The following is a 13,946-nucleotide window of genomic DNA, read 5'->3' on the forward strand; positions in this document are numbered from 1 at the left end:
AACGAAATGGCTATTAATCTTTCAAAAGGACAAAAAGTAGATTTAACAAAAACAAATCCAGGATTAACAAACGTAGTAGTAGGTCTTGGGTGGGATGTAAATAAGTATGACGGTGGAAACGATTTTGATTTAGATTCATCGGTCTTTTTATTAAACGGAGCAGGAAAATGCGCTTCAGAATCTGATTTTATTTTTTACAATAATACGACGGGTGCAAACGGAGCGGTTGAGCATACCGGAGATAACCGTACGGGCGTAGGTGAAGGAGACGATGAGCAGGTTCAAGTAGATTTGAAAAATGTGCCTCAATCTATTGAACGTATTGCGTTTACCATTACGATCCATGAAGGGGAAGCACGCGGTCAAAACTTTGGCCAAGTAAGCAACGCCTACGTTCGTATTTTAAATGCAACAAATGACGAAGAGTTAATTCGTTATGATTTAGGTGAAGACTTCTCGATCGAAACAGCGGTCGTGGTAGGCGAGCTGTATCGACACGGTGGAGAATGGAAGTTCAATGCTATTGGCAGCGGCTATCAAGGCGGCTTAGCGGCACTTGTAAACGACTTTGGTTTAAACGCCTAATCATTAAAGTAAGAAAATGTACGGAGGATGTTTTTATGTCAATTTCTTTATCAAAAGGTCAGCGCATTGACCTAACCAAAACGAACCCAGGCTTAACAAAAGTAATAGTAGGTCTTGGGTGGGATACAAATAGATATGCTGGGTCTCAAGATTTCGATTTAGATGCATGTGCATTTTTAGCCAATAAATCAAGCCAAGTTGTAAATGACGAAGAGTTTGTTTTTTACAACAATTTAAAAAGTCCAAACGGAGCTGTGGAGCATACCGGTGACAACCGTACAGGTGCAGGAGACGGAGACGATGAGCAAATCGCCGTTGATTTTTCTCTTCTTCCTGACCACGTTGAAAAAATCGGAATTAGCGTCACCATTCACGACGCAGATGCTCGCGGACAAAACTTTGGACAAGTATCCAACGCGTTTGTTCGTCTGATTGATGCCGAAACAAATGAAGAAGTGCTTCGTTACGATTTAGGTGAAGATTTTTCAATCGAAACAGCTGTCGTTGTATGCGAGCTATACAAGCACGGAAACGACTGGAAGTTTAATGCCATTGGCAGCGGATTTTCCGGTGGCTTGGCCGACCTTTGCCGCAACTATGGATTATCCGTATAAAAAAGGCATGCGATAAATGAAAAAGAAAGGGTGCTTTAACGAGTACCCTTTCTTTTTAGCATGTATATGTCTGAAAAGAAAGGAGCTGTAAGGCGTGAGTAAACTAATTGATCCTCATATGATTAATCTTAACGAGCAGGATGGAATTTCTCTTTTTTCTAAAGATGTTTCTCTGCGAGGTGACTTTGTACAAAATGAGCAGCAAACTTCTTATAAACAAGTGGCGGGAAGATATGTAGGCACCCATCTTGATGCGGACGAGTACGCAGCCTTTCTTTATGAACTTGCACATTCATCATCATCGATCCTTGTCCTGCACGATAAGCTTGATAAGTCCATTTCAAATGATAGATTAAAAGAAGTACAAACGATTCTTAAAATTAATCAAGAAGAACGCGGCCTTTCTGTCAATCGATTGTTTGCTTTTTTAGAAGGAAAAAAGCTGATCGTGAAGTCAGAAAATCCCGCTATACATAGAAGAGTACGTGAAAAATTTATTGAAACGTTAACGTGCTTTAAAGAACAGCACGCAGATGGCTTTATGGACGGACATTTTCAACGCGTATTAATCGATTTAATAAAGTGGCAGTGGAATCATCTAACACCTTGGCTGGTCGATAAAACATTTCCTGAGCACGCGCCTCGTATCATGTGGTACGGAGATGCAAATAAAAGCGAGCAGTATTTTCTCTATTATTTAATTTTACTAGGTTTTGACGTCCTTACCTTTCATCCAGAAGGAAAAGATAATTTAAAAGAAGTAGATAAGAATCAGCATTTAACAACGGTTTATACGTTTCCTTCTACTAGCTCGCTTGTACCTTTTCCAACGGATAAACCGGTTCGAAAAGGTACAGTAGCATTTCGAGCGTCTCAAGAAATTGAGCAAGTGCTTCATTCAGAGGAGTCCATGCTGTATAAACCATGGCAATTTCGCTCTTACTTTCCTACTTCAGTTACTCTCAAAACAACGTATGATGAAATTTTTTTATTAATGAGAGAACGCGCGTTTATCCGCCCTAATTTTGAAGTGTCAAAGCCGTATGTACACGTGCCGGTTCTGTTTTCAAAAGTACTTGGTATTTCTAAAAACCGAAAAGAGTACTGGAGTAAAGTGCATGAGCTCATGCAAACGGAAAATGAGTTAGCTCTGACGATTGATTCTGTTCCTTTTGCCAAAAAGATAGAGGGAAATAATCACTTTCACTATCAAGGAGCTCTCGGAAGTGATGGCACGCTCAGTCCTGATAAAATGATTGAAAGCAACTGGTGGCGCTATAAAGAGCTGCCTATCGGGCTTCAGCAAGGGCTCGCTGCAGCTATTTCTAGGTACTGTGCACATTCAAAGCTTCTTCGGTTAGATCATGAAGATGCGTATCAGCATCAAATGTATTTGTTTAATCAGTCGTTGAAGCTTCCAAACAACGTGCTTCGCATGCTTCAAAAGTTTGATTATACGCAGCATGTACCCCGTCTCATTATTTATCATGGAAATGAACGAGAAGCGTTTACGCGTGAAGATGCAGCTTTACTGCTTCTATTAAATGAATTCGGCGTTGATATTGTTCTCTTTAATCCGACGGGTCAACTGGATATAGAAGCGTTCGTCGAAGAAAAGTATTTCGATATGCACTGGCTAGAAGATATTAGCTTTAATGAAGAATTCAAAGAGCCGTCGCTCATTCAAAAATGGTTAAAACGAATCTTTTAAAGAAAGAAGGGTTTTTAAATGGCAACAAACGAATTACAGCCTTTAGATGTAAACGAAGCCGAAGAGGTTTTAGAAACAAAGCCTAACGAAGTAAAAGCAAAACTGCGAGAAGAGCCGGAAGTACGTCGCTTAGCAGAACAAATTGATTATAAAAATCAGCTGGCTTTACTTGAGTATGGGAAAGAAACAGCCAATGAAATTTCCTCTTTTTCCGGAAAAGTGCTTAGTACAATTAAATCGTCTAGCATGGAAGAGTCAAGTCAATTATTAAAGCAGCTTGGAAAGATTATGGACAAATTTGATGCAAAGGATTTTGTTGAAGATAAAGGGTTTTTCTCTAAGCTTTTTAAACGCGGTCAAAAAATAGTGGACAAGCTGTTTCAAAAATATGAGACGATGGGCTCTGAAATTGATAAAGTGTATGTTGAAATCACAAAATATGAAACCGAAATGAAGCATTCAACCACAACGCTTGAACAGCTTTACGAGCAAAACTATCAGTATTATATGGAGCTTGAAAAATACATTGTAGCGGGCGAAGTGAAAGTAGAAGAGTTAAAACAAGAGCTAAAGGTGCTTGAAGAAAGAGCGTCGAGTGGAAATCAGCTGGCGGCAATGGAGCTTCAAACCTTAAAAAATGCGGTTGAGCTGATGGAGCAGCGATTATATGATTTAGAAATGGCAAAACAAGTATCTTATCAATCCGCTCCTCAAATTCGCATGCTGCAGCGAGGAAATACAAAGCTGATCGGAAAAATCAATTCTGCGTTTATTACAACGATTCCCATTTTTAAAAATGGACTCATTAATGCCATTGCAGCGAAGCGTCAAAATTTAGTAGCTGAGTCGATGAACGAATTAGACAAACGTACAAATGAACTGCTCATTCGAAATGCAGAAAATATTTCACAGCAAAGCGTTAAAATCGCCAAAATGTCCGGTGCCCCTAGCGTAAAAGTAGAAACGATGGAGCAAACGTGGAATATTATTATGAAAGGAATGCAGGAAACAAAAGCAATTGAAGAGGAAAATAAACGCCTTCGTGAAGAAGGACTTGTTCGCTTGGAGCAATTTCAAGAAAACTTCAAGGCGCTTGAACATAAGATGTAACGAAAAAGCGGGAATCTTTACGATTCCCGCTTTTTTTGCATATACGTTTGCTAGAAGTCTGATCTACAAGCGATTAGTGAAAAGCGTGAAAGGGTATCAGATATAAAAGAAGTATTATCCAAAATAAGATAGTTATTTCCAAAAGGCGTTCGTGTACGTTTATAATTTAAGTTAAAAATGCAAAAAACTTAATTATTTTAAGTTTTTTGCTGGTTTTTAACTTTTCTTTGCGCTACAATTAGTTCATATCAAAGTAAAAAAGGAGGGTATTCGGGTGTATCAAGAGCAGCGCATGAGTGCGATTATTGAATACCTTCACACACACCGCACGATTACATTAGACGAAATTTGCGATATGTTTACCGTTTCAAAAGATACGGCGAGGCGTGATTTAGTTAAGCTTGAAGAAAACGGCGAGGTTATGAGAGTTAAAGGCGGAGCAACGCTATCGTCAAGTCATATCATTGATTACAGTGAACGGACGCCTACCAAAGCGAAAGAACAAATTGCTAAAGAAGCAGCTGCGTTAATGTCGGAGGGGTATGACGTGCTTTTAGATACGTCTTCTACCATCGCACTGATGGCGAAGTACATGGATGTAAAGCATGTAACCGTTATTACGAATTCCATCGATAATGTGAATTTGCTCGATCAATATACAGCGTGTGATACGTTTTTGCTGCCGGGCAAGTTTAACGGAAAAAACCGTAACGTCACCGGGCCAAGAACGATTTCTACGTTGCAGGAATACAAAGTAGATCAGCTGTTTTTAGGTACGTGCGGCGTTGATGCAGATGGTATTACATCTCCAAGTGAAGAAGAAGCGTTTTTAAAAAGACAGATGATTCAATGCGCAAGACAAGTGATTATGCTTGCGGATCATACGAAGTTTGAACGTGAATTTTTACACCGAGTATGTGATATGAGCGACATTGATATCTTAATTACAAATCAAGACCCAGAAGCGGATGTAAAAGAAAAAATAGAACAAAATCAAGTGCGGCTTATCGTAACAGATTTTGATAAAGGAGAGGAAATACAATGAAGAAAATAAAAGTAGGATTAGTAGGATACGGATTTTCAGCAACAGTGTTTCACACGCCGCTTTTAAGCGTGTTAGACGAATTTCATATTTCAAAAGTAATGAGTTCAAATCCTGAAAAGGTGAAGAGTGACTTAGAAGACGTTGAAGTAGTGAGTACTTTATCTGAACTTCTAGAAGATGACAGCATTGATTTAGTTATTATTACAACGCCTAGCGGCATGCATTATGGAATGGTGAAAGACGCACTTCGCGCAGGCAAGCATGTAATTGTTGAAAAGCCGATGGTCGTATCGGAAAAAGAAGCAAATGAATTAATTCAATTAGCAAAAGAACAAGGTGTTCAACTAAGCGTCTATCATAACCGTAGATGGGATAATGATTATTTGACAGTGAAACAGCTGATTGAAGAAGGGAAATTAGGCGACGTTAAAATGTATGAAGCTCATTTTGACCGCTATCGTCCAGCTGTTCGAGACCGCTGGAGAGAAAATGAAGGACCTGGATCAGGAGCGCTTTACGATTTAGGATCTCATTTAATTGACCAGGCCTTACACCTTTTTGGAATGCCTGAATTTATTCAAGCAGATGTATTTGGTCAGCGAGATCATGCACGTACAGATGATTACTTCCACGTAGTGCTTGGATACGGTTCTCTTCGCGTTATTTTACATTCAAGTGCCATTGTGCCAAACAACGGGCCGCGCTTTCAAGTTCACGGAACAAAAGCAAGCTATATTAAATACGGCATTGACGGCCAAGAAGATATGTTAAGAGCCGGTAAGAAGCCTCTGGATGATACGTGGGGAGCCGACAGCCCTGAACACTACGGTAAGCTGACAACGGGCGAAGGCGAAACGGAAGAAATTGAAACGCTGCACGGTTCTTACGTAACGTATTATCAAAAAATCGCCGACAGCCTGCTTCGAGGAGAAAAACTTCCGGTTTCAGCAGAAGAAGCTCGTGACGTGGTTAAAGTCATTGAAGCGGCATTTGAAAGCAGCAAAGAAAAACGAGCGGTTTATTTTAACTAAGGAGCGAGAAACAATGAGTAATCATTCGACAGAGACGCTGCTTGAAAAAGTAGTTCAACAGGAAAAAGAACTAATCTTTCATCAATTTACAAATGATCAGGCGTTACAGATCGGCACGGCGATTATTAATGAAGCAAAAAGAAAAGGTAAGGCAGTAACTGTAAGTATTAAACGAAATGGTCAAACACTTTTTCATCATGCGATGGAAGGGGCGATTCCGGATCACGAAGAATGGATTAAACGAAAATCACATACCGTTCTTCGCCACCATCACAGCTCGTATTATATGAAGCTGTACTGCGAGTTAAAAGATCGTTCTTACGCGCAGTTTTATGCAGCGAACCCTGAGGAATTCGAAGCGGTAGGCGGGTCATTTCCGATTTCGGTTAAAAACGTCGGTGTAATTGGAACCATCACCGTATCAGGCATGTCACAAGAAGAAGATCATGCACTGGTGACCGATACGATTCGTAGCTTTTTGCAATAAAAATAAGCGGACTTCGTTGGAAGTCCGCTTATTTAATTAAAAGATGAGTGGCGATAAGGCGTGTGTTTTTTCTACATAAATAAAAGCATCATATCGTTTTGACAAGCGAGAAGGAACATAATTTCCGTATTGTTCAATCTCTGGGTCATATACAACACCAATGGCACGGTGGCCTATCGTTGAATGAAAAAAATTTCGGTTTTCCTCTGTGAACATGAGATATTGATCAAAAGCACCTGCTCGGTGAATGGTATCTTCCCAGCTTCCTTCTATAGCTGGAGGAACGGTTAACTCCTGCTGAGGATTACCCCAGCTATCAGAAGCAATGACCGTGCCGTGATGAGTTCCGAATCCGACGGCGTAAACATGCTTCGGTCCGTATTCTTCACGGGTAAGCTGACCTACATTCACCATGCCGCTGCTTTTCATGTCCGTTGCTCTTGCATCTCCGATGTGAGTATTATGCTCCCATACAATTCCTTTAGCGCTATCTTTGTAATAAGCTTGAATATATTTTAAAGCTTCTACCATATGACGATCGCGAATATTCCACGATTCATTGTCGTTAGTAATCATCGTATGATAATAAGCTTCAGCATTGCTTGCTACCAGCGCATTTACCTGCATACTAAGCGCAGCTTCAGGCTCGTGAGTGTAGGTATCTTTTTTTTGCTGAATGGTTTGTAAAAGCTCTAAGATCTCTACCATGCAGTTTTTTCCGTAAAGAGCAGAAGAGATTCCGTACATCTGTGCTTCGCGATGAAAAGGTTCAAAGCATTCAAAGGCTTTTTTCGCTTTCTTTGCATCAGGAGCGTGGTTGTTTTCTAAGTACTCAATAATAGCTTCCATCGATTCCCACAGGCTGTATACATCTAAGCCGTAAAAACCTACTTTCGGCTGATGTGCTGGTAAGTTGTTGTTATAATCCCGAAGCCATTCAATTAATTCTTTGATCTCTTGATTAGCCCACATCCATGAAGGCCAGCGGTTAAAAGTTTTTAAGACATCTTCGGCATTCGCGTATTGATTTGTATATCCTTTAATATAGCGATTAACTTCAAAACACGAAGGCCAGTCTCCTTCCACTGCTATAAAAGAAAAATCATGATGCTGAATTAATTCTTTCGTAATAGCTGCTCGAATTTTGTAAAATTCAGATGTACCGTGAGATGCTTCACCGAGAAGTACGTATTGAGCGCGGCTTGATTTGTTAATAAGCGGCAGTAAGTCATCGAAATTAGCAAAAGGCATAGAATGTTTTTTAATGGCTTCTATCATTTGAATGGTTTTTAGCATATGATCACCTTGTTTTTAAGAAATGGATAGCAAGAGCTTCGTACAACAAGTCTTGCTACCAGTTAACGGGTTTTTATTTTTATGAATTACCTGCTAAAGTGCTTAATAGCAGAATCATTTAAAGAAAAATCTTCTTTAGTAAGCGCTGTTTGATTCTGTGTTGCGCATTCTTTAGTAGGGTGCTCTTCTTTTTTAGAAACAGCAGAAACTTTTTCGTTATTTTCATATGTGTTGTTTGTTGACATTATGTTTCACCTCTTATATCTAGTGTTTGAGGTACAGAAAATAAAATAAGAAGAAATATCAGGAATACCTTAAAAAGAAGTGTATCCTTTAAATTATTTGAACTCATGCAAAAAATTGTCTACACTAAACACTGATACATAAATGAAGTGAGGAGAACGTGAAGAGTTTATGAAGTTGATTTCGTGGAACGTAAATGGCATTCGTGCGTGTGTGCGAAAAGGATTTTTAGATTATTTTCAAGAAGTGAATGCGGATGTATTTTGTATTCAAGAAACGAAGCTGCAGGAAGGCCAAATTGATTTGCAGCTAGAAGGATATTATCAGTACTGGAATTACGCCGTGAAAAAAGGCTATTCCGGAACAGCTGTTTTTACAAAGCAAAAGCCTTTATCGGTTTCATACGGTGTGGATAAAGAATCGGAAGACGAAGGACGTATCATTACGCTTGAATTTGAACAATGCTATGTAGTAAATGTGTATACACCAAATTCTAAAAGAGACTTAGCAAGGCTTGAAGAAAGGCTTCAATGGGAAGACGATCTGCTCGTGTACTTAAACAAATTAAATAGCCGTAAAGCAGTGATTTTATGCGGAGACTTAAACGTAGCACACGCAGAGATTGATTTGCGTAATCCAAAGCCAAACCGAGGAAATTCTGGTTTTACCGTAGAAGAGCGAGGGAAAATGACGACGCTTCTTGCTAGCGGATTTCTTGATACATTTCGTTATTTGTATCCGAATCAAGAAGGAGCCTATACGTGGTGGTCGTATATGAACAAAGTGAGAGAACGAAATATCGGATGGCGCATTGATTATTTTATCGTATCGGAGAGAATCAAAGACGTTATTCAAGAAGCTGCTATTCATCCGCATGTAATGGGAAGCGACCACTGTCCTGTGATGCTAGAATTAAATGTACCCCATCTATGATATCTTTCTATATAATAGAAGAAAAACGGAAAAAGGTTGGTTCACGCGAACGGTTGCGGTATAGTAAACATATCGAAAAGTACAGAATGTCCTAGGAGATAAAGGGGGAGACAGAGGTGAAGCGAGACTCGCTGCAAACCATTGAGCACGAAATTGCGCTGCTTGTTCGTCTAACAACGACGCACAGCCCCAAGCTTGGAAGCTTGGACCGGTCTGAATATTTACTGTTAAGCGAGCTAGATCAGCGCAGTCCGCTCGGGATTAATGCATTAGCTGAAAATTTAAAGCTGAGCTTATCTACAGCTAGCCGGCAAGTATCTGCGCTTGAGAATAAACAGTTTGTTCGTCGTTTTCCAAGTCCAGAAAATGGGCGGATTAGTTTAATTGAAATGACGGATGCAGGGAAAGATATTTTGCAGCATGTACAAAGCAAGCGTAAACAAGCCTATGCTGAAGTGTTAGAAGATTGGTCGGAAGAAGAGATTTTAGTACTGGAAAAAAGCTTATCCCGCTTGAATCATAATTTTAAAAAATGGCGCAGCAATGGATGTTAAAGCGAATACATATAGATAAACAAAAAGGCTATTGAAAAATAGTCTTTTTAAGTTGAAACAAAGAAGTTGATTTCTTCATTAAAAGATGTATAATATGTAGTGCTGCTATAACTTGCATTATACAACTTGTACAATAAAATATGTAAGGAATTGTTAGTCATATGAAAAGAATTTAATAAAAGGAGGAATAAATATGAGTCAGAATAATCCAGCAGTAGCCTCCGACAAACAAGGTTTAAGCGTACCTAAATACTTAATTATGGCGATTTTAACGCTATTTTCAATTGGCCCTCAATATTTTTTGAATTTATCTTACACGGTCAATCAAGTATTGATTCAAAATCGATTTGATGCGAGTACACAAAGCTTACTATTGCCATCTATTATTTCTAACTTGGCATTTGGACTTGGGGTACCAATTGGTCCGATGCTGACGAAAAAATATGGCGTACGTAAAGCATACTTAACGTTCGTTTTAGTCTTTTTAGCAGGTTCGATTATCAACGTTTTTTCTGAAAATGTGGCGTTTTTATCCCTTGGTCGTCTGATTCAAGGCTTAAGCTCAGGAATGCTGTTTTTAACCATTATTCCAGCTGCGCTGATCTCGTTTCCGAATAAAATTCGAAACTTCTTTTTAGTGTTAGCGATCGGCGGGCTCTTCGGTTCAACGGCAATTGGAGCCTTTTTAGGCGCTGTATCTCTTAGCATGGATAACTGGCGCTGGGTTTTTGTTTTAGGAATAATAGCTTCTCTTGTCTGTCTGTTTATCGGATATAAGGTATTGCCTGCTCATGATCCAACTCAGCAAGAAGACCGTCCAGTAGATAAGAAAAGTATCTTTATTCTTAGTCTTATTATGATTTTATTAGTGTATCCACTGTATGAACTAAGATATGAAGGATTTGCTTCTATTCAAGTGTGGCCGTTCTTACTAGCTGCAGCAGGGTTAGTTGTCATTTTTGTCTTAGTTGATTTAGCGGCTGAAAATCCGCTAGTACCATTAAAATCGCTGCTAGCCGTAAAACCAGTTGCGGGTACAATTATGGCCATTGGCGGTCATATGGCATACATCTTAGCAATCGCAGGTATTAATGGCGTCATGCAAAATGTGCAAAATGCATCGTACACTACGCTTTCTTATTTTTATTTGTACTTCTTTATTGGGGTACTGATTTCAGCATTTGCGACGACATTCTTGTATGACAAGTTTGGCCCAGGCTACCTTGGAGCGATTGGATCACTTCTTATTGTCATTGTGGGATTTAGCTGGGTGAACGTATCAGTTGATACATCACTAGTAAGTTTATATGTTCACATTATGCTCTTTGGTATGGGTGTTAGTATGGCACTGGTATCCGGTGCATTAGGAGCGGCACTAGCCGGAGATTTACATCAAGCTTCCATGCGTTCGATTTCCCTGCACTCCATTCGAAATTTACTAGGAGCCATTATAGCACCTGTGATTGGGTGGTTTGTTGTTCGACAAAACGCGATTTATTATGAAGATTTCCGAGGTCAAATTAGCTCAGTAGATCCTCAGGTGAAGCTGCAGCTATCTGAAATGATTAAACGCTATATGGGTATGGGAATGAGTCAAGCGGATGCAAAAACATCGGCTGTGACGGCTGTTGTAGCAGGCGCTAAAAAAGCGTCGATTTTACATGCGTATCACAACTTATTTTTCATGCTTGGTATTTTAGGCGTAATCATGCTCATTGCTTCACTAAGTAAAGCGTGGAGCGGTAAAAATAGAATTCTTGTTCAAAAAGAAGAGGTGCAAGAAAAAGCTGAGCCGCAAGAAGAAAGAAAAATGCTGCCGGCACCTCAAACAGAAGAAACATCTGTATAATAGACTAACTATAGAAAGAAGGAATTCCGATGAGTAAAAGTCGTTTATTGGTTACTAACATTGTTGGAATCATTGTGATTTTATTACTAGTAGGCTTTGGTGGATATTATTTCTACGAAAAAGCAAATTACGTTAAAACAGATGAAGCGCAGGTAGAAGCACCGCTTTCACAAGTTATGGCTTCAGCTAACGGTCAGTTGAGCGAATGGAATGCAAAAGAAGGAGATAGCGTTTCTCAAGGTGACTCTGTTGGAAGCTTAAAAGAAGGCGACAAATCAACAGACGTAACGTCTATGATTGACGGAACAATCATTAAAAACAACGCATCTCAAAATCAATTAGTAAAAGCTGGCGATGTATTAGCACAAACAGCTGATTTATCTAAAATCTATATCACGGCAAACATTAAAGAAACAGACCTAGGTGATATTGAAGAAGGAGACAGCGTTGACATTACAGTGGACGGAGATTCAGGTAAAGTCTTTAAAGGTCATGTTGAAGCAATCGGTCGCGCAACAAACTCAGTGTCTTCTATGCTTCCGGCTCAAAACACAGGAAACTATACAAAAGTAACGCAAAAAGTACCGGTGAAAATTTCAATTGATGATGCATCAGATAAAGTTCTTCCAGGTATGAACGCAGAAGTGAAAATTTCAATTTAATAACGGAAAAAAAGCTGCTTCCTTCAAGGAAGCGGCTTTTTTTATGCCTAAACAAATAAAATAAAAAATGTGCTAAAAAGGGGATGTATACAAAGGGAATGTGTGGTAAGATACTTCTTGTTTGAAATTGGATATCGGTAAAGAAGGTGATGGGATGACCGCGGTCGAAACAAAAAAAGGGCCAAAAGAAAAGCTGAATTTGTTTTTCTTAACGTGGCCGATCTTTTTAGAAGTGTTTCTTTTTATGTTAATGGGGATTGCTGATACCTTTATGCTAAGTGCGCTGTCGGATGATGCCGTATCAGGAGTCGGAGCAGCCAATCAATACCTTCACATTGCGATTTTAGTGTTAGAGGTTATTGGTAACGGGGCCGCAATTGTTGTCTCTCAGTATTTAGGATCAAAACGGTATATGGAAGCGTCAAAGATTTCTGCTTTGGCCGTTACGTTAAATTTAGGAGTCGGGCTAGGCATTAGCGCGGGTTTTCTTTTGTTTTCAAGGCATATGATGGAAGCGATGAACTTACAAGGTGACGTGCTGATGTATGCACAAAGCTATTTATCCATCGTTGGAGGAGCTATTTTTCTTCAAGCGATTATTAACTCTCTTGCAGCAATTATTCGCGTACATGGCTTTACGAAGCAGGCGATGTTTGTATCACTTGGAATGAACATTTTTCATATTGCAGGAAACTATGCTTTAATCTTCGGGAAGTTCGGCTTTCCGGAAATGGGCGTGCAAGGAGCAGCGATTTCATCTGCGTTCAGCCGATTTGTTGCCCTTATTGTGTTCTTTTGGCTGCTGTATCAAGTGATGGAATATAGAGTGAAATTTCAATACTACATTACGCTTTCAAAAGAATATATCGGTAAAATTTTAAAAATCGGTATTCCGTCGGCTTTTGAACAAGTGATGTATCAAGGCTGTCAAATTGTCTTTTTATACTATGCGACGTACTTAGGAGCAGAATCACTTGCTGCGAGACAGTACGCGATGAATATTTCAATGTTCATTTACTTATTTGCCATTGCGATTGGAATGGGCACAGCGATTATTGTCGGCCGCTTAGTAGGCGGAAACGAAAAAGATGAAGCGTACCATCGCGTATGGAAAAGCGTCAAGTGGGCCAGTGCCGTAACGATGATGATGGTTGTTCTTGTGATGACATTCAGAACACAGCTGATCAGCGTGTTCACAGACAATCCGCACATTATTAAGCTTGGGGCGACGGTGCTGCTTCTGAGCATTGTGCTTGAAACGGGAAGAACGATGAACATTGTGCTGATTAACTCGCTGCGGGCAGCGGGAGATGCCAAATATCCGGTGTTAATTGGTGCGATGTCGATGGTCATGATGAGCTTGCCGCTCGGTTATTTCTTCGTTTTCCATTTAGACATGGGGCTCGCTGGCATTTGGCTTGCCATCGCAGCCGATGAATGGACGCGCGCAGTTATTATGTTTTTCCGCTGGAAAAGCCGAGCATGGGAAAACTACGGACTTATACAGCACGAACAAACAGCTGAAGAACCAACGCCGGTTCAAGTATAAAACAAAACCTCTGCAGGATGTGCAGAGGTTTTTTGCTGTGTAAAAAAACGAAGTGAAGTTGGTCTTTTTACGCAAAAAGCTTTAATTTGTGGGAAAAAACGGGTATGGGTACAAAGAAATGGTTTTATTCTACTTATTCTTTGTTTTAGATAACGGTATATGGTTGGATAACGTATTTAGACATGAGTCTTTTTCCTCTTATTTTTCATTTTTATCTCAATTCATGAAACTAGAAGCATAAAAAAGAGAGTTTTTTCCTATTTAGCTATAATGAGAC

Annotated in this window: 14 protein-coding genes; 12 read left to right on the forward strand and 2 right to left on the reverse strand. The window is 39.7% G+C overall.

Annotated elements, in window-relative coordinates:
* Positions 1-6: 6 nt before the first annotated feature.
* From ACOZIR_RS11050 to ACOZIR_RS11080, 7 genes are all read left to right on the forward strand, one after another.
* Positions 7-585 carry a TerD family protein gene (locus ACOZIR_RS11050; protein WP_025751616.1) on the forward strand — a complete coding sequence of 193 codons (579 nt, stop codon included), beginning with the start codon at positions 7-9 and terminating at the stop codon, positions 583-585.
* A gap of 35 nt (positions 586-620) precedes the next feature.
* On the forward strand, positions 621-1,199 hold the full coding sequence (locus ACOZIR_RS11055; protein WP_045291806.1) for a TerD family protein: 579 nt from the start codon (positions 621-623) through the stop codon (positions 1,197-1,199).
* Positions 1,200-1,293: 94 nt separating this feature from the next.
* The gene (locus tag ACOZIR_RS11060; protein ID WP_328121103.1) at positions 1,294-2,910 is read left to right on the forward strand and encodes a YceG family protein; all 1,617 of its coding nucleotides are present in this window, start codon (positions 1,294-1,296) and stop codon (positions 2,908-2,910) included.
* Positions 2,911-2,928: 18 nt separating this feature from the next.
* Positions 2,929-4,020, forward strand: coding sequence for a toxic anion resistance protein (locus tag ACOZIR_RS11065; protein ID WP_028413052.1), 1,092 nt, complete (start codon positions 2,929-2,931; stop codon positions 4,018-4,020).
* A 274-nt stretch (positions 4,021-4,294) separates the two neighbouring features.
* Complete coding sequence (locus tag ACOZIR_RS11070) at positions 4,295-5,065, forward strand: DeoR/GlpR family DNA-binding transcription regulator (protein WP_045291804.1); 771 nt, start codon at positions 4,295-4,297, stop codon at positions 5,063-5,065.
* Positions 5,062-6,096: an oxidoreductase gene (locus ACOZIR_RS11075; RefSeq protein ID WP_045291803.1), complete on the forward strand. Its 1,035-nt coding sequence runs from the start codon at positions 5,062-5,064 to the stop codon at positions 6,094-6,096. The genes ACOZIR_RS11070 and ACOZIR_RS11075 overlap by 4 nt, the downstream gene beginning before the upstream one ends.
* Positions 6,097-6,109: 13 nt before the next feature.
* Positions 6,110-6,583 carry a heme-degrading domain-containing protein gene (locus ACOZIR_RS11080; RefSeq protein WP_328121106.1) on the forward strand — a complete coding sequence of 158 codons (474 nt, stop codon included), beginning with the start codon at positions 6,110-6,112 and terminating at the stop codon, positions 6,581-6,583.
* Positions 6,584-6,619: 36 nt separating this feature from the next.
* Here the strand turns inward: ACOZIR_RS11080 and ACOZIR_RS11085 are convergent, their stop codons facing one another.
* Together ACOZIR_RS11085 and ACOZIR_RS11090 are read right to left on the reverse strand one after the other, a co-directional pair.
* Positions 6,620-7,879: an erythromycin esterase family protein gene (locus ACOZIR_RS11085; RefSeq protein ID WP_048019158.1), complete on the reverse strand. Its 1,260-nt coding sequence runs from the start codon at positions 7,877-7,879 to the stop codon at positions 6,620-6,622.
* A gap of 86 nt (positions 7,880-7,965) precedes the next feature.
* Complete coding sequence (locus tag ACOZIR_RS11090; protein WP_169746660.1) at positions 7,966-8,124, reverse strand: hypothetical protein; 159 nt, start codon at positions 8,122-8,124, stop codon at positions 7,966-7,968.
* 169 nt (positions 8,125-8,293) lie between these two features.
* Here ACOZIR_RS11090 and ACOZIR_RS11095 point away from each other — a divergent pair, with 169 nt between their 5' ends.
* The 5 genes from ACOZIR_RS11095 (at position 8,294) to ACOZIR_RS11115 (ending at position 13,669) form a co-directional block, all read left to right on the forward strand.
* Positions 8,294-9,055, forward strand: coding sequence for an exodeoxyribonuclease III (locus ACOZIR_RS11095; protein ID WP_045291800.1), 762 nt, complete (start codon positions 8,294-8,296; stop codon positions 9,053-9,055).
* Between the two features lie 116 nt (positions 9,056-9,171).
* A complete protein-coding gene (locus ACOZIR_RS11100) occupies positions 9,172-9,609 on the forward strand; it encodes a MarR family winged helix-turn-helix transcriptional regulator (RefSeq protein ID WP_045291799.1) in 438 nt (145 codons plus the stop codon).
* A gap of 193 nt (positions 9,610-9,802) precedes the next feature.
* Positions 9,803-11,458: an MFS transporter gene (locus tag ACOZIR_RS11105; RefSeq protein WP_045291798.1), complete on the forward strand. Its 1,656-nt coding sequence runs from the start codon at positions 9,803-9,805 to the stop codon at positions 11,456-11,458.
* Between the two features lie 29 nt (positions 11,459-11,487).
* Entirely contained in the window at positions 11,488-12,120 is a 633-nt protein-coding gene (locus ACOZIR_RS11110) for an HlyD family secretion protein (protein ID WP_013083477.1), read from the forward strand.
* A gap of 154 nt (positions 12,121-12,274) precedes the next feature.
* Positions 12,275-13,669 carry an MATE family efflux transporter gene (locus ACOZIR_RS11115; protein WP_045291797.1) on the forward strand — a complete coding sequence of 465 codons (1,395 nt, stop codon included), beginning with the start codon at positions 12,275-12,277 and terminating at the stop codon, positions 13,667-13,669.
* Positions 13,670-13,946 lie beyond the last annotated feature (277 nt).

The sequence above is a fragment of the Priestia sp. D3YE.R1 genome (assembly GCF_049199565.1).
GTDB classification, from domain to species: Bacteria; Bacillota; Bacilli; order Bacillales; family Bacillaceae_H; genus Priestia; species Priestia aryabhattai.